The organism is Glycomyces harbinensis (genome assembly GCF_900101745.1).
GTDB classification, from domain to species: Bacteria; Actinomycetota; Actinomycetes; order Mycobacteriales; family Micromonosporaceae; genus Glycomyces; species Glycomyces harbinensis.
Window position 1 is genome coordinate 19,306 of sequence record NZ_FNAD01000017.1, and the last position, 26,142, is coordinate 45,447.

Annotated in this window: 25 protein-coding genes, 1 other RNA gene and 1 pseudogene; 17 read left to right on the plus strand and 10 right to left on the minus strand. The window is 69.0% G+C overall.

Annotation, left to right across the window (positions count from 1 at the left end; all coding sequences use genetic code 11):
• Positions 1–68 precede the first annotated feature (68 nt).
• Entirely contained in the window at positions 69–701 is a 633-nt protein-coding gene (locus BLQ63_RS22210) for a hypothetical protein (protein ID WP_091039727.1), read from the minus strand.
• A 335-nt stretch (positions 702–1,036) separates the two neighbouring features.
• Here BLQ63_RS22210 and eno point away from each other — a divergent pair, with 335 nt between their 5' ends.
• From eno to BLQ63_RS22230, 4 genes are all read left to right on the plus strand, one after another.
• Positions 1,037–2,317 (plus strand): phosphopyruvate hydratase, encoded by a 1,281-nt coding sequence (gene eno / locus BLQ63_RS22215; RefSeq protein ID WP_091039728.1) that lies wholly within the window; start codon positions 1,037–1,039, stop codon positions 2,315–2,317.
• A 144-nt stretch (positions 2,318–2,461) separates the two neighbouring features.
• Entirely contained in the window at positions 2,462–2,989 is a 528-nt protein-coding gene (locus BLQ63_RS22220) for an FtsB family cell division protein (protein ID WP_091039729.1), read from the plus strand.
• Positions 2,990–3,029: 40 nt separating this feature from the next.
• A complete protein-coding gene (locus BLQ63_RS22225) occupies positions 3,030–3,563 on the plus strand; it encodes a DUF501 domain-containing protein (RefSeq protein ID WP_091039730.1) in 534 nt (177 codons plus the stop codon).
• Positions 3,560–4,480, plus strand: coding sequence for a Ppx/GppA phosphatase family protein (locus tag BLQ63_RS22230; RefSeq protein WP_091039731.1), 921 nt, complete (start codon positions 3,560–3,562; stop codon positions 4,478–4,480). Before BLQ63_RS22225 ends, BLQ63_RS22230 begins: the two co-directional genes overlap by 4 nt.
• Positions 4,481–4,551: 71 nt before the next feature.
• Here BLQ63_RS22230 and BLQ63_RS29715 read toward each other — a convergent pair whose 3' ends face one another.
• Complete coding sequence (locus BLQ63_RS29715) at positions 4,552–5,235, minus strand: hypothetical protein (RefSeq protein WP_091039732.1); 684 nt, start codon at positions 5,233–5,235, stop codon at positions 4,552–4,554.
• A 117-nt stretch (positions 5,236–5,352) separates the two neighbouring features.
• On the opposite strand from BLQ63_RS29715, the gene BLQ63_RS22240 reads away from it, so the two are divergent.
• The gene (locus tag BLQ63_RS22240) at positions 5,353–6,045 is read left to right on the plus strand and encodes a TetR/AcrR family transcriptional regulator (RefSeq protein WP_091039733.1); all 693 of its coding nucleotides are present in this window, start codon (positions 5,353–5,355) and stop codon (positions 6,043–6,045) included.
• Positions 6,046–6,094: 49 nt separating this feature from the next.
• Here BLQ63_RS22240 and BLQ63_RS22245 read toward each other — a convergent pair whose 3' ends face one another.
• Entirely contained in the window at positions 6,095–6,901 is an 807-nt protein-coding gene (locus BLQ63_RS22245) for a PP2C family protein-serine/threonine phosphatase (RefSeq protein WP_091039734.1), read from the minus strand.
• A gap of 245 nt (positions 6,902–7,146) precedes the next feature.
• Here BLQ63_RS22245 and BLQ63_RS22250 point away from each other — a divergent pair, with 245 nt between their 5' ends.
• From BLQ63_RS22250 to ssrA, 8 genes are all read left to right on the plus strand, one after another.
• Positions 7,147–8,478 (plus strand): serine/threonine-protein kinase, encoded by a 1,332-nt coding sequence (locus tag BLQ63_RS22250; RefSeq protein WP_091039735.1) that lies wholly within the window; start codon positions 7,147–7,149, stop codon positions 8,476–8,478.
• 252 nt (positions 8,479–8,730) lie between these two features.
• Positions 8,731–9,234, plus strand: coding sequence for a PadR family transcriptional regulator (locus tag BLQ63_RS22255; protein WP_091039736.1), 504 nt, complete (start codon positions 8,731–8,733; stop codon positions 9,232–9,234).
• A gap of 118 nt (positions 9,235–9,352) precedes the next feature.
• Positions 9,353–10,468, plus strand: coding sequence for a peptide chain release factor 2 (gene prfB, locus BLQ63_RS22260; RefSeq protein ID WP_091039737.1), 1,116 nt, complete (start codon positions 9,353–9,355; stop codon positions 10,466–10,468).
• A 287-nt stretch (positions 10,469–10,755) separates the two neighbouring features.
• Positions 10,756–11,436: a cell division ATP-binding protein FtsE gene (ftsE, locus tag BLQ63_RS22265; protein ID WP_091039738.1), complete on the plus strand. Its 681-nt coding sequence runs from the start codon at positions 10,756–10,758 to the stop codon at positions 11,434–11,436.
• 22 nt (positions 11,437–11,458) lie between these two features.
• Positions 11,459–12,334, plus strand: a complete 876-nt coding sequence (gene ftsX, locus BLQ63_RS22270) for a permease-like cell division protein FtsX (RefSeq protein WP_091039739.1) — start codon at positions 11,459–11,461, stop codon at positions 12,332–12,334.
• A 70-nt stretch (positions 12,335–12,404) separates the two neighbouring features.
• On the plus strand, positions 12,405–13,649 hold the full coding sequence (locus BLQ63_RS22275; RefSeq protein WP_091039740.1) for a M23 family metallopeptidase: 1,245 nt from the start codon (positions 12,405–12,407) through the stop codon (positions 13,647–13,649).
• A gap of 91 nt (positions 13,650–13,740) precedes the next feature.
• The gene (gene smpB / locus BLQ63_RS22280; protein ID WP_091039741.1) at positions 13,741–14,247 is read left to right on the plus strand and encodes an SsrA-binding protein SmpB; all 507 of its coding nucleotides are present in this window, start codon (positions 13,741–13,743) and stop codon (positions 14,245–14,247) included.
• Positions 14,248–14,362: 115 nt separating this feature from the next.
• Positions 14,363–14,736: a transfer-messenger RNA gene (gene ssrA, locus BLQ63_RS22285) on the plus strand.
• Between the two features lie 273 nt (positions 14,737–15,009).
• Here ssrA and BLQ63_RS22290 read toward each other — a convergent pair.
• The 3 genes from BLQ63_RS22290 to BLQ63_RS22300 all read right to left on the minus strand — a co-directional run bounded on the left by BLQ63_RS22290 (position 15,010) and on the right by BLQ63_RS22300 (position 19,309).
• Positions 15,010–15,183, minus strand: a complete 174-nt coding sequence (locus tag BLQ63_RS22290; RefSeq protein WP_091039742.1) for a response regulator transcription factor — start codon at positions 15,181–15,183, stop codon at positions 15,010–15,012.
• 253 nt (positions 15,184–15,436) lie between these two features.
• Positions 15,437–16,246: a class I SAM-dependent methyltransferase gene (locus BLQ63_RS22295; RefSeq protein WP_177155061.1), complete on the minus strand. Its 810-nt coding sequence runs from the start codon at positions 16,244–16,246 to the stop codon at positions 15,437–15,439.
• Between the two features lie 42 nt (positions 16,247–16,288).
• Positions 16,289–19,309 (minus strand): AfsR/SARP family transcriptional regulator, encoded by a 3,021-nt coding sequence (locus BLQ63_RS22300; protein ID WP_091039744.1) that lies wholly within the window; start codon positions 19,307–19,309, stop codon positions 16,289–16,291.
• 295 nt (positions 19,310–19,604) lie between these two features.
• On the opposite strand from BLQ63_RS22300, the gene BLQ63_RS22305 reads away from it, so the two are divergent.
• Positions 19,605–20,084 (plus strand): hypothetical protein, encoded by a 480-nt coding sequence (locus BLQ63_RS22305; RefSeq protein ID WP_091039745.1) that lies wholly within the window; start codon positions 19,605–19,607, stop codon positions 20,082–20,084.
• Between the two features lie 91 nt (positions 20,085–20,175).
• Positions 20,176–20,259: pseudogene (locus tag BLQ63_RS29880) on the plus strand (NADH-quinone oxidoreductase subunit B family protein); the annotation flags it as partial.
• A gap of 90 nt (positions 20,260–20,349) precedes the next feature.
• Here the strand turns inward: BLQ63_RS29880 and BLQ63_RS22310 are convergent.
• From BLQ63_RS22310 to BLQ63_RS22315, 3 genes are all read right to left on the minus strand, one after another.
• Positions 20,350–21,318: an MFS transporter gene (locus BLQ63_RS22310; RefSeq protein WP_218125432.1), complete on the minus strand. Its 969-nt coding sequence runs from the start codon at positions 21,316–21,318 to the stop codon at positions 20,350–20,352.
• Positions 21,234–21,584, minus strand: a complete 351-nt coding sequence (locus BLQ63_RS29885) for an MFS transporter (protein WP_218125433.1) — start codon at positions 21,582–21,584, stop codon at positions 21,234–21,236. Before BLQ63_RS29885 ends, BLQ63_RS22310 begins: the two co-directional genes overlap by 85 nt.
• Before the next feature lie 205 nt (positions 21,585–21,789).
• Complete coding sequence (locus tag BLQ63_RS22315; protein ID WP_091039746.1) at positions 21,790–22,131, minus strand: helix-turn-helix domain-containing protein; 342 nt, start codon at positions 22,129–22,131, stop codon at positions 21,790–21,792.
• A 418-nt stretch (positions 22,132–22,549) separates the two neighbouring features.
• Between BLQ63_RS22315 and BLQ63_RS22320 the strand changes: the two genes are divergently transcribed.
• Positions 22,550–25,078, plus strand: a complete 2,529-nt coding sequence (locus BLQ63_RS22320) for a tetratricopeptide repeat protein (RefSeq protein WP_143015047.1) — start codon at positions 22,550–22,552, stop codon at positions 25,076–25,078.
• A gap of 105 nt (positions 25,079–25,183) precedes the next feature.
• Here BLQ63_RS22320 and BLQ63_RS30010 read toward each other — a convergent pair whose 3' ends face one another.
• Positions 25,184–25,528 (minus strand): sigma factor-like helix-turn-helix DNA-binding protein, encoded by a 345-nt coding sequence (locus BLQ63_RS30010; protein ID WP_091039748.1) that lies wholly within the window; start codon positions 25,526–25,528, stop codon positions 25,184–25,186.
• A gap of 155 nt (positions 25,529–25,683) precedes the next feature.
• Between BLQ63_RS30010 and BLQ63_RS22330 the strand changes: the two genes are divergently transcribed.
• Complete coding sequence (locus tag BLQ63_RS22330; RefSeq protein WP_091039749.1) at positions 25,684–26,133, plus strand: DUF2269 family protein; 450 nt, start codon at positions 25,684–25,686, stop codon at positions 26,131–26,133.
• The last annotated feature ends 9 nt before the right edge of the window (positions 26,134–26,142 follow it).

Genomic DNA, 26,142 nt, shown 5'->3' on the forward strand with positions numbered 1-26,142 from the left:
CCCCCGTAGCGCCGGGCCCGGCCCGCCGGCCGACTGTAACGCGCCGCGCCGCGAGCCGGCGCGGGAATCTACTGGTTGCGGCTGGTCGCCTGTCCGGTGATCTCGTTCAGCCAGGCCGCGTCGACGCCGTCGTGGTAGTTCACGAGCTTCACGGTGTACGCGGTGTCGTCGACCTTCGCGGTGACGCTCGCGATCACGCCGCCCGTGGTCACGCACACCTCGAACGACCCGACGGGCGAATCCGCGGCGCCCTGCACGTCCACGCAGTCGGCCAGTTCGCCGGCCAGCGTCGTGTCGGAGAACTCCGTCGAGGCCGACGGGTCCGCCGCGGTCGCCGCGAGCCAGGACGCCACGTCCTCGTCCGAGGGCAGGACGTCGCCGAGCTGCTGCCCGAGCCACACGGCGAGCTCGGTCTCGTCCCCGCCCGTCCACAGCTCGGGCCGGTCGCCGACGACCACCGCGGCCGTTTCGGCCTCCGGGTCCACTGCGACCAGTACCGCTTCGTCCGTGCCCTCCACCAGGTATTCGGCGGTATAGGCGCGGTCCTCGCCTTCGACGAGACGGTTGCTCAACTCGGTGAGGGCGACCTGGTCCTCCGAGGACGCCTCCTCACCGCCTCCTCCGCCCTGGCAGCCGGCGAGCGCCAGCAGCGCCGCCGCGCCGAGGGCAGCGCAGCGTCGAAGGGGGTTCTGCACGATCATGGGGCTCCACTTCCGTAGTACCGGGCGGGGGATCCCGGGGCAGTCTCGGCGAAGCTTGCGAGCCTTGAATCTACCCAGCGGCATCCGGGGGGCACGCCTAGCACAGGTGTCTGATCTGAGATAGGACTCCACCATATAGCGTCCTGGCCAGCACTCATGTAACACGATGGGCGGCCGTCACCGCCATCGCGTTTTCACAACTCGAGGGCACCGCCACCGGGGCCGGGGCGTAGGCTGAGGAGCTGTGGCCGGCGCAGTGTCGGGTCGGCCGAAATCCTTCGGACACGGCCCGGTAATGGGGCCGATCGTCAGATTCGGCTATTTCAGGAGTGACAGTGGCTGCAATTGAAGACATCCGGGCAAGGGAGATCCTCGACTCCCGCGGCAATCCCACCGTCGAAGTGGAGATCCTGCTCGACGACGACACACTGCAGCGGGCGGCCGTCCCGTCGGGTGCCTCCACCGGCGCCTTCGAGGCCATCGAGCTGCGCGACGGCGACAAGAACCGCTACCTCGGCAAGGGCGTCGAGAAGGCCGTCGACAACGTCAACGGCCCGATCCGCGACGCCCTGATCGGCCTCGAGGCCTCCGAGCAGCGCCTGGTCGACCAGGCCCTCCTCGACGCCGACGGGACCCCCGACAAGTCCAACCTCGGCGCGAACGCCATCCTCGGCGCCTCGCTGGCCGCCGCGAAGGCCGCCGCCGACTCGGCCGAGCTCCCGCTCTACCGCTACGTGGGCGGCCCGAACGCGCACCTCCTCCCGGTGCCGATGATGAACATCCTCAACGGCGGCTCCCACGCGGACTCCAACGTCGACGTGCAGGAGTTCATGGTCGCCCCGATCGGCGCCCCCACCTTCAAGGAGGCCCTGCGCTGGGGCGCGGAGACCTACCACGCGCTCAAGTCCGTCCTCAAGGACCGCGGCCTGTCCACCGGCCTCGGCGACGAGGGCGGCTTCGCGCCCAACCTCGACTCCAACCGCGCCGCGCTCGACCTCATCGCCGTCGCGGTGGAGAAGGCCGGCTACAAGCTCGGCACCGACATCGCCTTCGCGATGGACGTCGCCGCCACCGAGTTCTTCACCGACGGCGCCTACCTCTTCGAAGGCCAGAAGAAGACCGGCGACGAGATGAGCGCCTACTACGAGGAGCTCATCGGCGCCTACCCGTTCGTGTCCATCGAGGACCCCCTCTCCGAGGACGACTGGGCCGGCTGGTCCGCGCTCACCGCGGCCGTCGGCTCCCGGCTCCAGATCGTCGGCGACGACCTGTTCGTGACGAACCCCGAGCGCATCCGCCGCGGCATCGACGAGCAGGCCGCCAACGGCCTGCTGGTCAAGGTCAACCAGATCGGCTCGCTGACCGAGACCACCGACGCCGTCGAGATGGCCCACCGCGCGGGCTTCGGCTGCATGATGAGCCACCGCTCCGGCGAGACCGAGGACACCACCATCGCCGACCTGGCCGTGGCCATGACCTGCGGCCAGATCAAGACCGGCGCCCCGGCCCGCTCGGACCGCGTCGCCAAGTACAACCAGCTGCTGCGCATCGAGGAAGACCTCGGCGACGCCGCCCGCTACGCCGGCGCCTCCGCCTTCCCCAAGTTCGGCAAGTAGGCACACCGTAGCGGCCCGGACCTGAAGGCAGGCTGAAGCGACCTTAAGGGAACCTGAAGCCCGGCCCGGGAAACCGCGGACCGAACGGCCCCCGCGCTCCGGCGCGGGGGCCTTCCCCGTCCCCGGATCGACTAGGCTGGGACCGTGAACGCGAGCCGCCGACCCAGCCGCCCCCCAGGGCGATCCACCGGACCCGGCCGCACCCGCGCCGCCCGCAGGCCCGCCCCCGGCAGCGCCTCCCGCGCCGCGGTCAAGCGGGTCCGCCACCGCCCCGCGCGCAAGGTCTCGCGTCGCGCCGCGGTCCTCGCGCTCGTCCTCTCCGCGCTGGCCCTCGCCTACGCCTACCCGCTGCGCACCTACATCGAGCAGCGCATCGAGATCAACCGCCTCGAGACCGAGCAGTCGGCCCAGCAGGAAGTGATCGAGGACCTGGAGGCCGAGCGCCTCAAGTGGGACGACCCCGAGTACGTCAAGGCGCAGATCCGCTCCAGCCTCCTGCTCGTGCCCCCCGGCGAGGACCTCGTCATCGTCATCGACGAGGACGACCCCGCGCACACCGGTGGCGCGGACGACGAACCGGCGGCCGACCAGGCCTGGTACGACGAGCTGGCCGCTACCTTTGAAGACGCCGACCAGCTCGACCCAGAGGAAACCGAGGAACCAGCGGAGTGAACACGAAGGTGAACGCCCTCGCGCGCCGGGCGGAGGCCCGGTGAAGCCCGAAGCGTGGCCCCAGCCGCCCCAGCCGGTGAGCGAGGCCGACGCGGCCGCCGTCACCGCCCAGCTCGGACGCCCGATCCGCGGCGCGCACGCCGTCGCCTGGCGCTGCCCCTGCGGGCAGCCCGCGGTCGTCGAGACCGAACCGCGTCTGCCCGACGGCTCGCCGTTCCCGACCACGTACTACCTGACCTGCCCCAAGGCCGCCTCGGCCATCGGCAGGCTCGAAGGCGGCGGGGTCATGAAGGACATGAACGAGCGGCTCGCCGCCGACCCCGAACTTGCCGAGCACCACCGCCGGGCCCACGAGGACTACCTCGCCCGGCGCGCCCGGCTCGGCGAGGTCCCCGAGATCGACGGCGTCTCCGCGGGCGGGCTGCCCGACCGCGTCAAGTGCCTCCACGCCCTGGTCGGCCATGCCCTCGCGGCCGGGCCCGGCGTCGACCCGTTCGGCGACGAGGCGATCGAGGCGCTCCCCGAATGGTGGGCGCACGGCAGCTGCGCCAGTGGACCGGAGGTCCCCGAATGACCCGACGCGTCGCCGGCATCGACTGCGGCACCAACTCGATCCGACTGCTCATCGCCGACGTCGACGCCGAAGGCCGGCTCCACGACGTGGTGCGCCGCATGGAGGTCGTGCGCCTCGGCGAAGGCGTCGACCAGACCGGGCGCCTCTCCGAGGCCGCCCTGGAGCGCACCCGCGCCGCCCTCGCCGACTACACCGCGCAGATCCGCGAGCACGGCGCCGAGGCGATCCGCATGGTCGCCACCTCCGCCAGCCGCGACGCGCAGAACGCCGGCGACTTCAAGGCCATGGTCGAGTCCGTGCTCGGCCAGGCCCCCGAGGTCATCACCGGCGACGAGGAGGCCCGCCTCTCCTTCACCGGCGCGGTCGCGACGCTGCCGCCCCACGAGGGCCAGCGCCTGCTCATCGACATCGGCGGCGGCTCGACCGAGTTCGTGCGCGGCACCGGCGCCGACGTGGCCGCGGCCATCTCGGTCGACGTCGGCTGCGTGCGCATGACCGAACGCCACCTGCACTCCGACCCGCCCTCGCCCGGCGAGATCGACGCCGCGGTCGCCGACATCACCGCGGTCGCCGACAAGGCGCTCGCGGTGGCCGACGCCGACCGCGAGGCGACGGAGCTGGTGGCCGTGGCGGGGACCGCGACGACGATCGCCGCGATCAGCCTCGACCTGGACGCGTACGACCCCGACGCGATCGACGGCACGCGGCTGACCTATGCGGAGGTCGCGCGGGTCGCGGCCGATCTGGCCGCCGCCGACCACGCCGCCCGCCTGGCGATCCCGGTGATGCACCCGGGCCGGGCCGACGTCATCGTCGGCGGGGCCCTGGTGCTGCGCACCGTCATGGAGCGCAGCGGGATCGACGCGGTGCTCATCAGCGAGCACGACATCCTCGACGGCATCGCACTGTCCGCTTAGGACCGTTCGAAGTCCTGCACGGCAAGACGAAGGGCCCGAACCGCAACGGTTCGGGCCCTTCGCCGCATCCCTTACGCCTCTTGCAGATCCGCCGCCGGGGCCTTCGAGGAGGCGCGCCACAGCTCGGCCGCGAGCCACAGGGCCGCCACCGTCACCAGTGCGCCCCAGGCGATCCGGCCCGAGTGCGGCAGGAAGTACTGCGGCAGCATCGTGACCAGGAGCGCGGCGAGCGGGACGGCGCTCCAGCGGTTCAGGGTTCCCGAGCGCCAGACGGCGACGGCCGCGAGCACCGCGGCGACCGCGATGAGGGCCAGGCCGATCGCGAAGACGCTCATGGCGGTCGCGTCGTAGCGGAAGGCGTCGCCGACCTCGGTCATCGAGGCGTCCGCGTCGGCGACGGCGCGCTCGCCGATCGCCTTGAGGCCGTAGACCTCCGCGCCGTAGTACGAGATGGTCAGGCCCGAGCCGATGTAGCCGATCGTGGCGGCCAGGAACGCGGTCTTCTCGTTGCGGGTGCCCTCGAGGAGGCCCCGGAGGGCCCCGTACCCGAGCGGGATGAGGATGAGGCCGGCGATGGCGGCGATGTGCGCGACGGCCCAGCCGGTAGAGGTCCAGGACTCGGCGCCCTCGAGCGTGGTCTGGTCGGCGCGCGGGGCGGCGGCCTCGTAGACCGCGAACAGGACGCCGGCGATCGCGAAGGCCGCGGCGCCCATGCGGGCGCGGGGGTCGGGGCGGGTGCTCTGGGGGACTGACATGCGGGCTCCTTGGGGTTCACTGCTCATATTCGAGAGCAGTGCTCTCTGTTGGGGTAATCATGGCACACCCGACCGGACAATGCAAGAGCAGTGCTCTCGTTTCGGTACCATGGCCCGATGAACGCGCCGCGAACCGCCAGAGAGCGTGCCCGAGCCGAGATCACCGCCGAGATCACGGCCTCCGCCCGCCGCCGACTCGGCGAGGACGGCGTCGGCGGGCTCTCCCTCCGCTCGGTCGCCCGCGAGCTCGGCATGGCCTCCTCGGCCGTCTACCGCTACTTCGCCAGCCGCGACGAGCTGCTGACCGCGCTGCTCGTGGAGTCCTACACCGAGATCGGCCTCGCCGCCGAGAACGCCGACGACCCCGCCCGGGCCCCCGAGGAGCGCTGGCTCGCCGTCTGGCGGGCCGTGCGCGAGTGGTCCCTCGCCAACCGCCACGAGTACGCGCTGCTGTTCGGCACCCCGGTCCCCGGATACATCGCCCCGCACATCACCGCCGAGGTCGCCGGGCGGATGCCCCTGACGCTCGCGCGGATCACCGCGGACGCCAAGCGCGCCGGGGCGGTCCGCCCGCTCACCGGCCCCGCCTGCGACCCCTCGGCCATCAGCCCCGAGATGCTGGTCCTGCTGGAGGACATGACGTTCAGCGCCGAGGAGACCGCGCGGCTCGTCCTCGCCTGGAACCGGCTGGTCGCCATCCTGGGCTACGAACTCCACGGCCACCTGGTGGGCATCACCGCCGACGACGCGCTCTTCTTCGACTACACCGCCCGAGCCGAAGGCGCCCGCGTCGGACTCGCCTTCGACTGACACGAGCGAGGGCCGCCCGGGCACCCCGGACGGCCCTCCTCGAAGTCGTTCAGTACAGGTACAGGCCCAGGGCGATCGCGGCGACGACGAGCACCGCGCCGATCGCGCCGAGCACCCACGGCCAGCGCCTCAGGGGCCGGTGCTCGGAGACGTCGCCCACCACCACCGTGACGTTGTCGGGGCCGCCGCCGTCCAGGGCCAGGCGCACCAGTTCGTCCGCGGCCGCCTGGGGGTCGGCGAAGTCGCGCAGGACGTTCTCGATGACCGCGTCGTCCACGACGTCGCTCAGGCCGTCGGAGCACAGCATGTACCGGTCGCCGAGCATCGCGGGGCGGGTCTCGAAGTGCGCGGGGGCGGGGTTGGCCTGGAGCACGCGGGTGACCACCGACTTGTACGGGTGGTCCTGCGCCTCGGCGGGGGTGATCGCGCCCTCGTCGACCAGGTGCTGGACGTAGGAGTCGTCGACCGTCACCTGCACGAAGTCCTCGCCGCGCACCTGGTAGGCCCGCGAATCGCCGATGTGGACGATGTCGACCGCGTCGTCGCCGAGCCACAGGCCCGTCAGCGTGGTCGCCATCCCCTCGGACTCGGGGTTCTCGGCCACCGCCGCCCGGATGCGGTCGCGGGCGGCCTCGACCACCTCGCCCAGTTCGGCCGGGGCCTCGACGGGGGAGCGGCGGGCCAGGCGCGTCACTTCGGCGATAGTCACCCCGCTGGCGACTTCCCCCGCGGCCGCGCCGCCGACGCCGTCGGCGACCGCGAGCAGGCGCCGCGACGCGAGATGGGAGTCCTCGTTCAAGTCGCGGACTTTGCCCACGTCGGTGGCGGCGCCGTAGCGCCAGCGCAATTCGGTCACAGGCGATCACCACTGATTCGGCACTGAGTTTCGGCAGTCTGTTCAAAGCTTGGCCGTTCGAGGGACATGGGCGCAAGTGTAGTTGCTGGCCACTCACGGCAGGCGACCGTTGATCCGGGGTCGGCCCCGCGGGGCGGCCCGGTGCTGTATCCCCCCTTCGTGCCACCCTCCCATGCCGCCGCTGAGCTGCGGTGACGCCCCCTTTACAGTGGAGACTGCACGCTTCATACCCCCGAGGAGCAGCCATGCAGACGGTACTGGCGGACCGGTACGTCCTGGAGCAGGAGATCGCGCGCGGCGCGGTCGGCGTCGTGTGGCGCGCACTCGACCGGGTGACCGGCGACCGGGTGGCCGTGAAGATCCTCCGCCCTGAACTGCGCGGCGAGGCCGAGATCTTCGAGAGCTTCCGCGCCGAGGCCGGCATCCTGCGCACTATCGACCTGCCCGGCGTGGTCGGCGTCAAGGACTTCATCGTCACCGACGCGGTGTGCGCGGTCGTCCTGGAGTTCATCGAGGGTCCGGACCTGCGCGAGCGGCTGCGCCTGCACGGCCCCCTCCCGGCCGCCGAGGCCGCGCTCCGCTGCGCGAGCGCCGCCGAGACGCTCGCCGCGATCCACCGCGCCGGATACCGGCACGGCGACGTCAAGCCCGGCAACCTCATGCTCTGGGGCGAGAGCGGCGTCAAGTTCGTCGACTTCGGCATCGCCCGCGCCGCCGCCTCCAAGACCGCGCCCTCCCACGGCACCCCCGAGTACATCGCCCCCGAGGTCGCCTCGGGCGACTCCGCCAGCACCGGCGTCGACAGCTACGCGCTCGGCCTGGTCCTGTACGAGGCCCTCACCGGCCACAGCGCCTACCGGGGCGGCTCGATCACCGACGTGGTCGAGCGCCACGTGACGCGCATCCCCGTCAAGCCCGCCGCCGTGGACGCCGGGCTGTGGCGCCTGGTCGAGATGCTCCTCGCGCTCGACCCGGGCGCCCGCGGCGACCTCGACGCCGTCGCCGCCGAACTGCGCCGCCTCGCGCCGCGCCTGCCCACGAGCGCCACCGCGCCGATCGAACCCGAACTGCGCGAACGGGACGCGACCGCGTCCTACTCCTACGACCCGGTGACCCCGCACGCCCCGCAGATCGGCCAGGGCGCCCTCGGCGCGATGCTCGCGGCCGAATCCGCTCCCGCGGACGGGGATGCGAAGGGGCGCCGCGGCCTCCTCGTGCTGGGCGCCGCGTGCGCCCTGGTCCTCATCGCCGCCGCGATCTCGGTCGTCGTGGTCTTCACGGGCACGGACGCTCCGAACGGGGACGATGTGGCCGATCCGTCCGATGAGGCCTCCACCAGCGCACCCGCCGACGACGAGTCCGAGGACGGGCCAACGGAACCGGCGACAGAGGACGGTGCCACGCCCGGCGACGACGCGAGCGCGAGCGACGACCCGGAGTCCGAAACTGACACACCTGCACCAGATTCAGATAATTTGTCCGAATCAGAGGATGCCGGAGATGACTCCACAGAGGGCACTACAGATGCGAACACGCCCGGATCGGATCTCATCGGTTCGCCCATGCCTGACAACTGAAATCGATCGCGACAGTCGATAATGATCCGTGACCGGCGGACAACGCAGCGTCCACCCCGCTCAAGGGAGCGATCGGGATCACATGATTGACATTCTCTGAACAGGCGTTGCAAACCCGGCGAGGATTCCCACCATTTCGCAAGCCTTGCAGTGATTTCCACGGTCACACCGTCTCAAGCATCGGTCCCGGTCTATCGACACATTGGAGCTGTCCACTTGTCAGACCGGCATCCACATGGCATCCTGTCGGCTATGGCAGGAAAAGAACTCAACGCAACCTCAGCAGCATTGCTGGGCTTGCTACACGAAGGACCGATGACCGGCGGACAACTCATGGCGGAGGCGACCCGTCGCCTCGGTCCGTACTGGACCATGACGCGTTCGCAGGTCTACCGCGAACTGCCGGCGCTGGCCGAAGGCGGACTCGTCCGCGTCGGGAAGCCGGGGCCCCGCGCCTCGGTGCCCTACACGATCAGCGCCAACGGCAAGCGGGCGTTCACCCGCTGGCTCAACGAGCCGGCCCGGATCGGCCAGCTGCGCGACCCCGTCGCGCTGCGCACGGCGTTCCTCGACTACATCTCGAAGGACACCGCCGAAGAGATGTTCGCGGACGCGACCGAGCAGCACCAGGAGGCCTTGGCAGAGGCCCGCGCGGCTGCGAAGGACTACGCGGACGAGGACCCGAACGCGGCGATCGCGATGGAATTCGCCATCGGATACCACCGCTCGGCCCTCAGCTGGCTGAAGAAGCGATAGCGGCACGGCCCGGGCTCGGCCCCGGGTGACGATCATCAAGCACGGAACGGGACGCGGCCCAACGAGGGCTCGCGTCCCGTTTCGTATGAGCCTGAATACAGGCGTACCCTGATCTGTTGTGACCAGTGTCGATGTTTCCTCCGATCTCCGTGAACTGAAGGCGACGCTCGCCAGCGTCGAGGCCGTGCTCGACCTTCCCGCACTCCGCAGCGAGCTGGGCGAGCTCGAGGCTGCCGCCGCCGACCCCGGGCTCTGGGACGACCCGGGTCACGCCCAGAAGATCACCTCCCGCCTCTCCTACGTGCAGGCCGAGCTCAAGAAGCTCGCGTCGCTGCACGACCGCATGGACGACGTCGAAGTCCTCTTCGAGCTCGCCGACGCCGAACACGACCCCGGTGCCGAGGACGAGGCCACCGCCGAGCTCGGCTCGATCCGCAAGGCCGTGGACGAGCTCGAGGTCCGCACCCTCCTGTCGGGCGAGTACGACGAGCGCGACTGCGTCCTGACCGTGCGGTCGGGCGCCGGCGGCGCCGACGCCTGCGACTTCGCCGAGCAGCTCATGCGCATGTACCTGCGCTGGTCGGAGTCGCACCACTTCGGCACCGAGGTGTACGACATCTCCTACGCCGAGGAGGCCGGCATCCGCTCGGCCACCTTCGCCGTGAACGGCCCCTACGCCTACGGCCACCTCTCGGTCGAGCAGGGCACCCACCGCGTGGTGCGCATCAGCAAATACGACAACCAGGGCCGCCGCCAGACCGGCTTCGCGGCCGTGGAGGTCGTGCCGGCCCTGGAGCAGACCGACGAGATCGAGGACATCCCCGAGGACGAGATCCGCGTGGACGTCTACCGCTCCTCCGGGCCCGGCGGCCAGGGCGTCAACACGACCGACTCGGCCGTGCGGCTGACCCACCTTCCGACCGGCATCGTCGTCTCCTGCCAGAATGAGCGCTCGCAGCTCCAGAACAAGGCCACCGCGATGGGGGTCCTCAAGGCGAAGCTGCTCCAGCGTACGCGGGACGAGGAGCGCGCGAAGGTCGACGAGCTGCGCGGCTCGGCCACCGCCTCGTGGGGCGACCAGATGCGCTCGTACGTCGAGCACCCCTACCAGATGGTCAAGGACCTGCGCACCGGCTTTGAGACCGCCGACGTCAAGGGCGTCTACGACGGCAACATCGACGGCTTCCTGGAGGCCGGGATCCGCTGGCGCAAGAGCGGCGACAAGAACGAGTAGCACCGCCGCCGGACCGCAGATCCTATAGGATATACGAGCCGCGGGCCGGGTCCGCCGGTCCTCGGGGGACCCTCCCGTCCGTCCGATGCGGACCCCTCCGTGGCCGTTTCGTGACCCTTCGCGGCGGCCGCATCGGCCGCCTGACCATACCGGCTTCCCCCGAACGGGCGAAATCGCCTCGTTACCTTCGAACGGCCGTGACATATGGTTCCGAATCAGTGGAATATGCCACGCTTGTACTGGAGGCGCCCGACCGGCTCCGGGAATCGGCCGATAGACTCCGCCACGTGATTCAGCTTGAGGGTGTAACCAAGCACTACCCCCGGTCGAACCGCCCGTCGGTGGAGGACGTCAACGTCTTCATCGACAAGGGGGAGTTCGTCTTCTTCATCGGGCCGACCGGTGCGGGTAAGTCCACGATGATCAAGCTCCTGCTGCGCGAAGAGGTTCCCGACAAGGGCAAGATCTCGGTCGGCGACATCGACGTCACCCGGCTGCGGCGCTGGAAGGTCCCCGCCTACCGGCGCAGCATCGGCTGCGTGTTCCAGGACTTCCGGCTGCTGCCGAACCGGACCGCCGCCGAGAACGTCGCCTTCGCCCTGGAGGTCATCGGCAAGCCGCGCTCGGTGGCGCGCCGCGTCGTCCCCGAGGTCCTCGAGCTGGTGGGCCTCGGCGGCAAGGAGCACCGCTATCCGCACGAGCTCTCCGGCGGCGAGCAGCAGCGTGTGGCCGTGGCCCGCGCGTTCGTCAACCGCCCGCTCCTCCTGCTGGCCGACGAGCCGACCGGTAACCTCGACCCCGACACCTCGATCGAGATCATGCGGCTCCTCGACCGCATCAGCAGGACGGGTACGACCATCCTCATGGTCACCCACGACTCCAACATCGTGAACCAGATGCGCCGTCGCGTCATCGAGATCGAGAACGGCCAGATCGTCCGCGACCAGGCTCGCGGCGTCTACGGCTAAGCGGAAGGCAGATACAGAGCACATGCGCGCGAAGTACGTGATGTCCGAGGTCTTCCTCGGACTGTGGCGCAATATCTCCATGACCGTCGCCATGATCATCACCATGGCCGTCTCGCTGACGATGCTCGGCGCGGGCCTCCTGCTGTACAACCAGGTCGACGTGATCGAGGAGTACTACCAGACCAACCTCGAAGTGGTGGTCTACCTCGAGCGCGAGGTCACGCAGGAGGTCAGCGACCAGATCGGCGCGGACCTCAAGGCCAGCCCGTATGTGGAGCAGGCCGTCTACGAGTCCAAGGAAGAGGCGTACGAGCGCTTCAAGGAGACCTTCGAGGACACTCCGGACCTGGTGAAGTCGGTCGACGCCGAGGTCCTGCCCTCCGCCTGGCGCATCAAGATGAAGGACATCGCGGACGCGCCGAAGCTCATCGCGGAGTTCCAGGAGCGCGAAGGCGTCTACCAGGTCACCAACCAGCGGGAGATCCTGCAGCAGGTCTTCGACATCCTCGGCGGCGCGCAGCGGCTGACGCTGATCGTCGCGCTCGTCCAGGGCATCGCCGCGCTCATGCTGGTGGCCAACACGATCCAGGTCGCCGCCTACTCGCGGCGCCGCGAGGTCGCGATCATGAAACTGGTCGGCGCCCCGAACTGGTTCGTCCAGGCCCCGTTCGTCCTGGAGGCGGTCTTCGCCGGCGTGATCGGCTCGATCTTCGCGTTCGCGACGCTCATCGCGGCGAAGTACCTGGTCATCGACGGGCAGTTCGAGAACCTGTTCAGTCTGATGCCGCCGATCGACATGCAGGCGATCTTGATCCTGCTGCCGATCCTCACCGGGATCTCGGCGGTGATCAGCGCGATCACGGCGTGGATCACGTTGCGGTTCAACATCAAGGTCTGACCCTCACCTTCGGGGGTACTTGCTCCGAATATCCAGAACATCCGTCGCAGATGGACTAGATTCTGGGCCTATGAGGCGAATCGGATGGCTGCTCGCGGCCCTGCTCCTGGCAGGGACCGCGAGCAGTCCCGCGTTCGGGGTCTCCCAGTCCGAACTCGACGCCGTGGACCGCGACAAGGCCCGCATGGCCGCCGAACTCGAGGACGCCTCGGACGAGGTCCGCGCCGCCGGCCAGGTCCTCGCCGAGACCGAGGCGGAGCTGCCCGGCGCCGAGCACGAGGTCGACGTCGCCCAGGGCCGGGTCGCCGCCGCCGAAGCCGAAGCGGCCCAAGCCGAACGCGAGGCGGAGGCCGCCCGGGAGGCCCTCGAGGCCGCCGAGGCCGAGTACGAGGCCGCCGCCGCCGCGGTCGAGGAGGTCCGCGAGGCCCGCGCCTCCATGTTCACCGCGACCGCCCGCGGCGTCGAACTCCTGACGGTGGACGCGATCCTCGCCTCGGGCGAGCCGCAGAAGGCCGTCGACGGCATGACGTACCTCGAGTTCATGATGGAGGGCAAGAACCTCGCCGTCGAGGAGGTCACGCTGGCCCGCCGCGAGGCCGCGAACACCGAGAACACCGCCGCCGTCGCCGAAGCCGAAGCGGCCGCCGCCGAGGCCGAGGCGGCCGAGGCGCTCGCCGCCTCCCAGACCCGCTACGCCGAAGCCCAGGCCGCGCGGCTCGCGGTCGAGGCGCTCGTCGAGGACCGCACCGCCGCCCTGGCGGTGGCCGAGGGCGCCCGCGACCAGGCCCAGTCCGAGTACGACGACCTCGAAGCCGAGTCCGAGCGCCTCGCCGACGCGCTGCGCGAGGCCGAGGACGACGACGATGACGGCGGCTCCTCCGGTGGCGGCTCCTCCTCGGGCGGCGGCAGCTCCGGCTCGGGCTTCGTCGTCCCGGTCGACGGCTGGAAGTCCTCCGACTTCGGCTGGCGCCGCCACCCGATCTACGGGACCTCCCGCCTGCACGGCGGCACCGACTTCGCCGCCGGCACCGGCGCCACGATCCACGCCGCCGACTCCGGCCGGGTGGTCTACGCCGGATGGAGCTCCGGATACGGCCAGCTCACGTGCATCAGCCACGGCGGGGGCCTCTCCACCTGCTACGCGCACCAGTCCGCCATCTGGGTCTCCGACGGCGAGTACGTCGACCGCGACGAGGGGATCGGCGCGGTCGGCAGCACCGGCGACTCGACCGGCCCGCACCTCCACTTCGAGGTCCGCGTCGACGGCGAGCGGGTCAATCCGGTGGGATACCTGCCCTCGTGCCTGTGCCGGTGAGGCCCGCGCGGCGGGCCCTGTTCGCCGAGGGCGCAGGCCGAAGGGCGAAATCGGCTTGGGCGGACAGTTGTTCGATCGTTAAACTTGCCGCGTGTCCAAGAAACAGCAGGAGAAGGTCAAGCACTCGGGTCCCGAGCGCTCGGTCGTGACCACCAACCGCAAGGCCCGGCACGACTACGAGATCCTGGACACCTACGAGGCCGGCATGGTCCTGTCCGGTACCGAGGTCAAGGCCCTGCGCCAGGGCAAGGGGAACATCGTCGACGCGTACGCCGAGATCTACAACGGCGAGGCCCGCGTGCACAACCTCCACATCCCGGAGTACGACTACGGGACGTGGACCAACCACCCGCCCCGGCGCATCCGCAAGCTCCTGCTCCACCGCGGCGAGATCGACAAGCTCTCCGCGAAGCTCGACGAGGCCGGCCTGACGCTCGTCCCGCTGTCGGTGTACTTCCTCAACGGCTACGCCAAAATGGAGCTCGGGCTCGCCCGCGGCCGCAAGAACTACGACAAGCGCCAGGCCATCGCCAAGCGCGAGTCCGACCGCGAGATCGAGAAGGCCATGGGCCGCGCCGCCAAGCGCGGCGGCAAGTAGCCGGGCCCGGCGCCGGCGCCCCGGAACGGGAATATCCGATGGCCCGGCCCCGTTGGACCGGGGTAGGATCGCAGAGCACAACTGAACAGAGTGAAGCATTCACTCACCAAGTCTCGGGGCTGATCGGTTTCGACTCCGTATGTTGAGGTGAGGGAAGCGGGTCGAGGAAGCCAACGCTGTCTCGTAAACCAACGTTGGAAACCAATAAGTGCCAACGCAAAACGCACTGACTTCGCCCTCGCTGCCTAAGCGACCGTGAAGTTGCCGCTCCAGGGGCGCATCCGCCCTGGGTTCGCGGCATCATTTAAGGATGCTGGGCCGACGTCTTGATCGCTGGGACGGAAGGCCGAGATTCTCGGCGATTAGAGCCCGCCACACCGTCTCGTCCGCGTGATCGGTGGGGCTCGATAAAAGGCACAGCGGACTGCACCCGGAGAAGTCTCACAGATGCAGCGGAGGACCAGGGTTCGATTCCCTGCAGCTCCACACACCCACATGGGCCCCCTCGCGGGGCCCATGTGTTCGTCTGTGACCGGCCGCGGCCGGTCACAGACGATCGTGATTCCTGGCGGTCCCCTACCATCCACAGGGCTGATGGCGGGTTCGATTGCCCTGTGAAGACCGCTTATGAACGCCTGTGCCCGCTTGTGACTGGCTGTGACCGGTCGCAGGCGTGTATTGCGCGTGTCGGTCATGGGGCCAGTCTTAGCGGCGGTCTGACCCGGCGCCATTCGTAATCGCACGGATTTCTTCGGCCAGCGTTCATGCCTTGACCTCGTAGCGGCTGGACAGGTGCAGCTTCTCTCGGATGTGCTCCTGGTGGGTCTCGACGGTGCTTCGGGAGATGAAGAGCGGCTCGGCGATCTCGGTGTTTGTCAACCCTTGACCCGTCAGCTGAGCGACCTCCGGGTCGCGCGCGGACAGGGGGAGCGGCATGCGAGCTCGGAGCCACGGTGGCCTCGGTGACCGCCTCCTTGATCGTCCTCGTGGCCCCGGCCGCCAGGAGTTGCTCGGCCGCCTGCGGTCCGACCCGATTCTCGGCGGCGGCGACGGCCTCGCGCCGGAAGAAGTCGACGGTGCGCGGCGGAGAGCTTGCGGTTAGCGTCGATCTCGGCCGCCACAAGAGGAGGAATCGCTACCCGGAACACGAGTTCAGGGGGCGATCGCTCCCCCTCATGGCAGGAGTGGGTCAGGCCGGTGCCTTCCGTCCGCGCAGGCAGATGAACTGGTAGAACCACGTCCGGAACTCGGGGTCGCGTGTGAGCTCCTGGTATCGCTCCAGTTCCCGCGGTTCGGCTCCGGCGGCCAGCAGCGGTTCCCTGGCCTGGAGGTTCAGCGCCGCATGCAAGAGCGCGCCCGGTGACCCACCGTTCACGGTCTCGGACACCTCGATGCCGTGGACGTTGGTCAGCCCGGCGCCCGCCATCGCGTCGTCGATCCGGTGGGCCCAGCCGAAGTCGATGCCGCCCGCGGGACTCACCACCTCATGCGAGAGGTGCTGAATCCGTTTCCACACCGCGACGTCCTGTTCGCTGCGCGCGGAGAGCACGCTGAGGGGTCGTCCGCTGGCGTCGCCGATGACGATCCAACCGCCGGGGGCGAGCGCGTCGACGAGCTCGGTGAAGATCGCGTCCCGGCGAGGCAGGTGCGTCAGCGTGAGCCGGGCGTGGATGAGGTCGTACGGGCCGGCGATCGGCCCGGACAGGCCGTCGTTGATGTCATGGCGGTGGACCGCGATCGGCGGCCCGTCGGTGAGGTGGGTGGTGTCGATGTCGATCGCGACGACCTCCCCGGTCGGGCCGACCTGGTCCGCGAGCCGGCGGGTGACCGAGCCGCCGCCCGCGCCGAGGTCGAGGCAGCGCTGCCCGGCCCGGACCGCGATCGGGTCCAGGACGCCGAACGTGTGCCTGTCGAATATCTCGGCGAGGAAGTTCATGTGCTGCAGGCCGAGGTCGGACCCGGTCTTGAAGAGGTACTGGGTGTTCCGCGTGTCCGTCATGAGGCCAGTCTTCGCCGCGGCCGGGCCCGCCGCCATCCGTAATCACACGGATTCTTCGGCCAGCGCCCAGGCCATGACCTCGTAGCGGCTGGACAGGTGCAACTTCTCCCGGATGTGCTCCTGATGGGTCTCGACGGTGCGCCGGGAGATAAAGAGCCGGTCGGCGATCTCGGCGTTGTTCAGGCCCTGTCCGGTCAGCCGGGCGACTTCGAGTTCGCGCTCGGACAAGGGGGCGGCCTGCGTGCCCGGGGTCGCGGTGGCCTCGGTGACCGCCTCCTCGATCGCCATCGCGGCCCCGTCCGCCAGGAGGCGTTCGGCCGCCTGCGGTCCGACCCGATTCTCGGCGGCGCCGACAGCCCTTCGCCAGATGCCGTCGACGACGCGCGGCGGGATGTAGCCCCGGCGCACGAGCGCGCGGGCGGCCCCGGTGAGCCGCAGGACCGAGGCCATCCGTCCCTCCTCGTGGGCGAGGGTGAGCCCCGACCACATCCATTCGACGTCGCCATCGAGGGCTCCGGCCTGCCGGAGGGCGATGATCGACGCCGCCAGGTGCCTGCGGTGCCCGGCGGTGTCGTGCCTGCGGTACGCGGCGTAAGAGAGTCCTATATGGATGCGGTACGTCAGAACGGGCGACTCGGCGCCGGTCTCGAGGAGTCGCAGTGCGGCGGCGTCGGACTCCGCGCCGCCGTCGATATCGTCGGCCGAGAAGTAGGCGAAGGCGAGCACGGTGTGGGACCAGGCCTCCGCAAGCCGGTCGCCGAGCGCCTGGAAGATCGCCACGCTCCGCTCACCGGCCTCGATCGCGGCGGCGGTGTTCGCGCCCGCCCCGGCCGCCAGCGACAGGGCCCGCAGTCCTCTGGCGACGCCGTCGTCGTCGCCGAGGCCGCACATGAGGTCGACGGCTTCGTCGGCGTGGAGCATGGCCTCGGCGTATCGGCCTTGGCGGTAGCCGAACTGGCTGAGCACCAGGAGGGCTTCGGCCCGCGCGTGGTGAGTGGAGGGCCCGTGGTCGATGAGCGCTTCGACGCGTCCGCGGGCCTCGTTCACGTTCCCGCGCTGCTCCCAGTAGGCGGCCATGGACGTCACCAGTTGCAGTGCCAGGTCGGAGCACTGGTGCCGGGCCCAGTTGATCGCGGCGAGCATGTTGCCCTCGGCGCGCCGGAGCTCGTCGGACCAGCGGCGTCCATCCACTCTCATCAGTCCTCGGGCGGCTTCGCGGGAGCACTCCAGATAGTGGTCGGCGTGGCGGCGGCGGACTTCGTCGCCGTCGCCGTGCTCGTCGAGGAGGGCCGCCGCGTACTGGCGGATCGGTTCGAGCATGCGGTAGCGCAGGGTCCCGGACTCGGCGGGGTCGGCGAGCAGCAGGGAGTGGTCGACCAGGACGGTCAGGTCGGTCAGCGGCAGCGGGTCGCGCCCGGCAACTGTTTCCACCGCGCGGATGTCGAAGTACCCCGCGAACACCGAGAGCCGCTCGAAGAGACGTCGCTGCTCGGCCGAGAGCAGCCGGCAGCTCCACGCGATGGTGCCCGCCAGCGTCCGCTGCGTGGGGCCCCCGAAATCGGGGATCGTCACCCGCAGCAGTTCGGTATCGAGCCTGACGAGGAGGTCACGGAGGGAGAGCGCACGGGTCTGCCGGGCGGCGAGCTCGATCGCCAGCGGGAGGCGGTCGAGGCGCGCGCAGATCTGGTCGATGTACGCCCGTCCGGTATCGTCCAGCACCAGATCAGTCACCATGCTGGCCCGGTCGGTGAAGAGCTCGGCGGCCTCTTCGCGGCTCAATGGCGGCACGCGATGGAGCCGTTCACCCGCGATCCCGAGCGGGACGCGGCTGGTGGTCAGCACCCGCACTCGAGGGGCCTCGGCGAGGATGCGGCTCACCAGCTTGGCGACCCGGCGGGTGACATGTTCGCAGTTGTCCAGCAGGATCAGGACCTCGGTGGCCCGCAAGGCGTCGACGAGCGAGTCTTCCAGGCGCGAATCGCCATCGTCGCGGACGCCGAATGCCATGGCGATCGCGGTGGTGACGTCTTCGGCGTCGGCGACCGGGGCCAGTGCGACCGGCCGCAGCCCTTCGCGGAAGGAGCCTTCGGCCACGGTCGCCACCTCGGCTGCCAGCCGCGTCTTGCCCGCGCCCGGCGCACCCACCAGGCTGACCAGCCGGGTGTCGCGCAGTAGCCGCGCCACCGCTTTGATCTCGGCCTCCCTACCGACGAAGCGAGTCAAGTTGAACCGCGCACCGGGCCACAGTGACTCGGTTCCACCGCGCACGTGCGCACCTCGAGGCATCCTCGCGCTGGGGTCCTCATCTCGCTTGAGGATCGCGGTATGCAGGTCTCCCAGGTCTGCGTCGGGATCGACACCGAGCTCATTGGCCAGTGCAGCGCGAAGCTCGGCGTAGACGGTCAGTGCCTCCCCCGACCGCCCGGAACGATGCAGGGCGAGCATCAGCTGCCCGGCGAAGCGTTGGTGCAGCGGATATTCGGTTGTGAGCGGACGCAGTCGTGCAACCGCCCCCTCGTACCTGCCGAGCTGAATGTCAATGCGGAGATGCTGCTCGAGCATGGCGAGCCGATAACGGTCGAGCCGCCGGGCTGCAGCCTCAATGAAGCGCCCCGACAGGCCCGCGAGCGCGGGGCCGCGCCATTCCGCGATCGCTTCACCCATGACGGCGCTCGCCGCCACGAGCTCTCCCGCCTTGAACAGGTCTTCGGCGCGGCACTGTTTCGACTTGCACCGCAGGACGTCGAGCTCATCATCCGCGACCGTGATCCGATAGCCCCGCCCGACGGTCGCAACGCGATCGGCAGCCGGGCCGAGCTGACGCCGCAGTCCGCTGACGACACTTTGGACCTGCTGTATCGCGGTGTCCGGCGGGCCGTCCTCCCAAAGTCCTTCGATCAGACGGCCCACGGGTACCACCCGGTTTGCCTCATCGAGCAGCAGCGCCAGGAGCCTCGGATGGTGTCGGCCACGGATGACGACCGGATGGCCGACGACCGCGACCTCCAGCGGACCGAGTATCCGAAACTCCACGACCACCACCTCAACCAGGCGAATCTCCATGAAACCACGACTCGGTGGTAATCGGGGTCCTCCCGAAGGCGCCAGAACCGCCGGGCGAGCCTTCGTTCTCTAGCGGACCTAAGAACCCACCGCCGGGGGAGCCGGCGCCTTGGTCGAACTGCCCGCCGGGCGCTCCGAAGCTCTGGACCGGACTGCGCGCCGCGAAACGCTCCGGCCGCGGGCAGTCGTCGGTGCCCGAAACGACAAGGGCGTCACGATCCGTAGCCAATTCGTAGTGAACTTGTAGGACCGTGCTGGACGCTGGTGACCGTCTCCAATCCCTGAGGAGGGACCAATGATGCGAAGCAAGACGCGCGGTCTCCTGATCGCACTCATGAGCGCATTCGTGCTCGCCATCTCCTCCACCGGCGCAAACGCCGGGGTGAGCACCGAATCGCCCAGTGGCGGCTCGGCGCCTACCGACGTGGACACTGCCGCAAGCTGGGACTGCTATGGCGACTCGACACCTTCGAGCAGCGATGACGGCGGCAGGAACATGTATTCGACCTGCGTGAGCAGCAACGACGACAGGGTCACGGCCTACTTTCACGCCTATGACGAGATCTTCTCGGTCTGTGACTGGTTCCCGAATGGCCACCACACCGTCGCCAAGCTGACCGTGGGCGGCGAAACGTACACCCGCAAGAGCGACGGCACGAACTCTTGCATCAGCTACGACCTCAACCTCGCCGAGGGTCAGGCCGTGAAACTAGAGGTCCGCACCTCCAGTTCCTCGAACGCGGTGGATTACACCCAAACCGGTGGTCGCACCTGATTCCGCTCCAGCGGGCTGGCGTTACGTCGGCGACGAAACGCTGAGACGAGGTAGCGGTGAGCCGCAGTACTCGCGGAACTGTCGTTCAGGGGGCCTGCGGCTCGTCGCCTCGCCCCGTCACGCCGACGCGCTCCTGGTGACCGGTCCGGTTTCCAGGAGCGTGGAAGTCGCCCTTACCTAGGAGCTCGCCGCCGGATCCGTCCCTGCCCGCTGTCGCGATAAGGTTGGCGCCTTCGAAGCGTTCGTGAAGGACCCCTCCCCTTTTTCACCGGGATACCTCCGCGTTGGTCCGATTGGACGGGGTCGGCGGGGGCGGAGTGAAGCGGCGGTCGCGCAGTAGGAACAGCGCGGGTATCGCGGCGACGGCCGTCATCACCATCGCGGCGGGGCCGAGGAGCGCACCGACCAGTAGCGGCGTCACCATTGCGGAGCCCAGCGGCGGTGTCGCCTGCATCAGGGTGCGAAGCAGCGCGAACGCCCGCCCGTGCAGTTCGGGAGGGATGCGGCGCATGCGCGGCGACTGCGCCCACACCGTCATCGGCGCGCTGAACAAGCCGACCGCGAAGAAACCCAACCCGACGATCAACCTGTTGGGCGCGGCCAGCAGCGCCAGAAACGCCAACCCTCCCGCCAGTTGCGCGAGGCCGATGGCAAGCAACGGCGACAGCCGTTGACGCATCCCACCGGCGAACGCTGCACCCAGAAACTCACCGGCCGCAAGCGCCGCCATCAACATGCCGAGCGTCGCTGCACTGTCGTCCCATACGAACTTCGCCATCCACGGCGCGGTGACGAGCAGCATCCCTTCGGCGACGTTGAAAGCCATGAACGCCAAAGTGGTCGCCACGATCACCCGGTCTCGACCCAACATCCGCATCGATACCGGCGCGGCAGCGCCAGCTTCTCGCTGCGGTTGACGCAGTGGGCGCCGCACCATCGCCGTGGCGATCGCGAAGACCACGAAGGTGAGGCTGTCAATTGCCAGGACGTTCGCCGCGCCGATGCCACCGATCAGCAGACCAGCGCTGACCGGACCGATTACGCCGGCCACGCTGAAACTCAACGACTCCAACGCGTTGGCGCTGTCCAAGTCCCGTTCTTCGACCAGCGCGGGAATCGCCGCCGGGAAACCGGCCAGCGGCACCATTTTCAGCATCCCGTAGACGGCGGCCACGGCGAACGGAAGCCATTCGGGTACGCCCCCGGCAGCGGCGGTGATCGGTACGGTCGCCACGGCCGCGGCCCGGAATACGAGTCGGCGATCAGCACGGTCCGCTTATCGAACCGGTCGAGCAGTGGCCCGACCGCCAGGCCGCCCAGCAGCACTGGAGCCATGTAGCAGACACCGAGCAGTCCCAGCTGCGACGCACCTCCCGGTCCGCTCAGTACCAGCCAGGACAAGGCAGTGAATGTCATGCCGTCGCCAAGTATTGACACCGTGGAGCCAATCCACAGCCGGCGAAAATCGGCATGGCGCAGCACGTGGGCATATCGGCGCATCGGAAGACTCCCAAGGGGATGGACGGCGGGATGGACGGCGATTCGGCCGGACACAGGTTTCGCGACCCTGCTCGCGCTCCATTATTGGCACCGGGATGCGTGCCGTCTGGCCGAAATACGACGTCGTTGCCTGTGCTGCCGCGGTAGTTCATCCCAGCCGCGCTGGGATCGACTCGGCAGGAAGTGGTCTTCAGGTGGGGGAGTGTCACGTAGTTCCTGGGTGATCCTTGAGGTTTGCGGATTCTCGGGAGTCCCGAACCAGGCGTCTGACGCTGCGGACGCTGATGTCGTAGTTTGCGGCCAACTCCTTCTGCGGCGTACCGTGATTGAAGGCGGCGACGATCGCTTGACGCTGATCGGCAGTCAGTCGTCGATGCAGCGTTCGCGGCGGCGTCGAGGGCGCGGTGATGACCGGGAGCTCACTGCCGGGTCGTGATTGCGTTGAGGGGTCTGATGACGGCTCGTCCACTTCCCGTACGTTTTCGAAGCGAACGAGAATGCTGTCTACCTGCGGATTTGGTTTCGCATAAGCGTGCAGTACCTCCACACCACCGGCCCCCTCACGGGGTCCATGTGATCGCCTGTGACCGGCAGTGGCCGGTCACAGGCGTCAAGTTTGCTGGTGCTTGTCTGTGATCCATTCATCGCCGACGGCGGGTTCGATTACCTCGGTACATGCCTGCCTCACGGGCTTCCCCACGGGGCCCATGTGACCGTCTGCAGATGACTGTTATCGGTCCTTGGGGTTGACGTTCGAGTCGGTGTCTGTTCTGGACATGACCTGTTCGGTGGACTGCCCTTGCTGTTCGCGGCCGGTATCGTCGTGGCATGGTGACGGCCCCCTTCGTCTACTCCTTGCCCGACCGCTGCGCTACTGCGAGCCGTAGGGCGATCCACTGTCAGAGCCGCATGCTCGGGATTCCCGGGCCGGTAGCGGTCGGCTGCACGGTAGCGGTGGTGTGGCCGTGATCGAGTTCGGTGCGTTCGCCGGACCAGCAGCGAAGTCCCTTGCCCAACAGTTGGCCCGTGGTGTGGTCGCGGGTCGTGGTCGGCAGCGGTTGCGGGCCGGCAAGAATTCTTCGGATCTGCAGAAGGCTCTGGTGACGATTGTCAAGGACGGCGTCGATGACACTGCCCGGGAGTTGTTCGACGACTCCGAGGAGCAGGAGAGTTTCCGGCGCGGGTTGATCGATCAGGACTGGGCGTCGTGGCCGCTGGTCAACGGTACCTATCCGGGTGATCTGGTTGCTGTGGCCTGCGGGTGGGTGGCGCCGCTGCTGGCCGCGGTCGACGAAGGCGGCCGTGTCCCGGCGGTCCGAACCGATCATCCGTGGGTGGAGGCGGTGTCGACCGCGATCATGGGGCGGTTGCAGCATTGGGCGTTGCGCGGTGACAGTCCGGTTACCCCGATGTGGCAGGCGTTCCTCACCGAGACCGAGACCGCCGAGGTCTTCGATGCGAGTAAGATCCCTCCGCGGTTGGAGGAGCTGCGCGGGGAGTCGCTGTTCGACATCTTGCAGTTCAAGTACCGTGCGGTGCAGTTCGTGACCGGTGGACTCCACGATCGCGAAGCGGCAGCGGCACTCGCCTGGGTCCGGGACGGTGACGGGGTCCAGGGGATCGCGGTCGGGGTGATCACGGGTGCGGCCGGGACCGGTAAATCGCGTCTGGCCGCTGAAGTCTGTGACCGCTTGGTCGCGTCGGTGCCGGAGTGGCAGGCTGGATTCGCTGACTACGCAGCGCTCCCTGAAGCGGGTGTGCCGCAGCGGCCGATGCTGCTGGTGTGCGACTACCCCGAACGCCACCCGGATCGGGTCGGTGACTTCCTGGCTCGACTGTGGCGGCACTATCGCGAAGGTCGGTTGGCGGTGCCGGTGCGGGTGCTGCTGGTCTCGCGCCATCGGGAAACGTGGTGGGAACCGGTGCGGGCCCGATGTCGCAACCTTGAGGACCTCGTCCATCACCGGGTCGACCTGGCGCCGGCTCGGCTCGATGCCGATGAGCTCGACCGGCATGTCGCCCAGGCATTCGACGACTTCTGTGATGGTTTCGGTGTCCCCAAGGTCTGGCGTCAAGACCTCAGCATCGAACTTGTGGGGGCCGATCGTCCGCTGTTGGTGCACATTGCCGCGTTGTTGGCCGCTCATGGCCTTGCCCATATTTCCCCTGGTCAGGTTGCAGATCAGTCACCGGCGTGTACGAGTGGGTCCGAGGCGCTGCTCGATGACCTGATTACGGCCGAAGTTGACCGTCTGCGAGGTGTGCCGTTCGATGAAGACCGCGATCGCGGCGGGGCGGTGTTCACCACTGCAGCGCAGGTCCGCGAGGCACTGTGCCTCACAACATTGACCGCACCGTCACGGTGCGATCTGCCCGACCTGCTGGCCTGTACCGAGGCTTTCGGCCCCAACGGGACCGGAAATCGGGTCACCGTGGCTGAGAGGATGCTCGACGCCTTCCCCGCAACAGCACAGGACCGACCGGAGGACCGGTCCTTGTGGTCGGTAGCGCCGGTGGAGCCGGACTTGGTCGCCGCGCACCTGCTGGCGCGCACCCCGGGCCGGTCAACGCTCGTCAAGCGCCTGGTCGCCTCCGCGACGGTGACGGAACGGCCGGCCTACCACGCCCAGTTGGTCAGTGCCCTGGCGTTGGCTACTGAGGACTATCCCGAGATCGGAACCGACCTGAAGCAACACCTTGCTGATTCGCTAGCCGCACTGATCGGAGCCGGAAAAGCGACGGCCGAACCGCTGGGGACGCTCCTGGCCGAACGATTGGTCGCTCTGGTCAAAGCGGCAGTGGCACAGGCGGCCGAGCAGGACCTGACCGCGGCCCGGCAGCTGACCACTGCTATCAGCCTGCCCGATCTGGTCAGCGATCAGCGAATCGACCAGATTGCCACCGAAGCATTGTGGGTATTGCCGTATCCGCATCCGGCCCTGACCGGACTCGGCGCCGCCCTCGCTGCTCGGGCACTCACCCATCATGAACGTGAGCCCGACGCCGACCGGGCCGCCCTCGCCGCCACTTGCGGCCAGCTCGGCAACTGGCTGGGCGCTCATGGACAGCGGCTCGAAGCCCTCATCGTCACCGAGCGGGCGAGAGGGTTCTATGAGGAGTTGGCCGAAGCGAACCGTGCCGCCTACCTGCCCGCCCTGGCGTCCTCGGTGAGCAATCTCGCGGTCCGGTTGGGTGAGGTGGGGCGGCGGGCTGAGGCGCTGGCCGCCGCCGAACGAGCGGTGGCGATGCGCGAAGAGCTGGTCGAAGGCAACCGTGCCGCCTACCTGCCCGACCTGGCGACCTCGGTGTGGATGGCCGCCTATGTCCGGCATGCTCTCGGTATTGAGCGTGATGTCGCACTCGACTACTGCGACCGTGCGATCGGCTACTACCAGGGACTGAGCGAGGCCGAACCCGACGCGTTCAGCGATACCCTCGCGGCGGTTGAGGCACTGCGACAGACCCTGGTCGAACAATGCGACGAGCCTGCATAGGATGCGTGCGCTCAGCGCAGGTGCAGCGCCTATTGCAACATCAAACTCGTGCGGACCAGCAGCTTGATGTTGCGGAGGCTGATGTGCACCTCTTCCCCGTTCGGATCAGATCGCTCGTGTTCGAAGCGGCAGCCCTGACTTTCGAGCCTCCGCGATCAGGCGCTTGACACTGCGGTCACTGAGGCCATACTGGATTGCGAGGGCCTTCTGTGGCACGCCGTGGTTGTACGCCAAGACGATCGCCTTGCGTTGTTCGACCGTGAGTCGTCGTTTGAGTGGGCGTGGCGGCACCGGCGGCGCATCGTCGGGGGAAGGATCGCCATTCAAACGCGGTTCTCCTACGGGGCCTGAATCCGGGATCCAGAGCTCGGCAGGCTCTGCGAGGCGATCCAGTGAGGCGTCTAGCTGGGGGTTTGGTTTCGCATAAGCGTGCAGTACCTCCACGGCCATACAGAGGTCGGGCCCGGACGCGAAAGCGTCCGGGCCCGACCTTTTTCGTCTGCGCCCCGGTCGTCCCGTCCGCTCGCGCGCCGACCGCGCCGCCGCCGCTGCGCGACCGTGCCGGTCACGGCACTTTTATGCCTATATGTCCGTAAGCTAGCCGTATGCACACGTTGTTGTCGATCCTGCACGTCCTGGCGGTGGTCCTCACCGTCGGTCCGGCCATGCTCATGCCCTGGCTCGGCGAGCGGGCCCTGCGCGAGCGGGACGGCGACCGCGTGCACCAGGCCGGGCGCCGCTGCATGGCGTTCAACGCCCTCACCCTGGTCGGGGCCCTGTTCGGCGTGCTGACGACGCTGACGAGCGACCGGTACTCCTTCGCGGACGCCTGGCTCATCGTCGCCTCGACCCTCTACGCGGTGGCCGTGGTCAACGGCGCGGCCGTGATCCCGGGCGTGCTCGCGCGCATCGGCAAGGAGCTCCAGGACGCCCACGGGGTCATGGACGGCGAACTGCTCGAGCAGCACCGCGGGCGGCTTCTGGCCCTCTCGGGGCTCAACCTGGTGTTCTACACCGCGGTGGTGATCCTCATGGCCTGGCGGCCCGGGGCGTGAGGGAAGTAC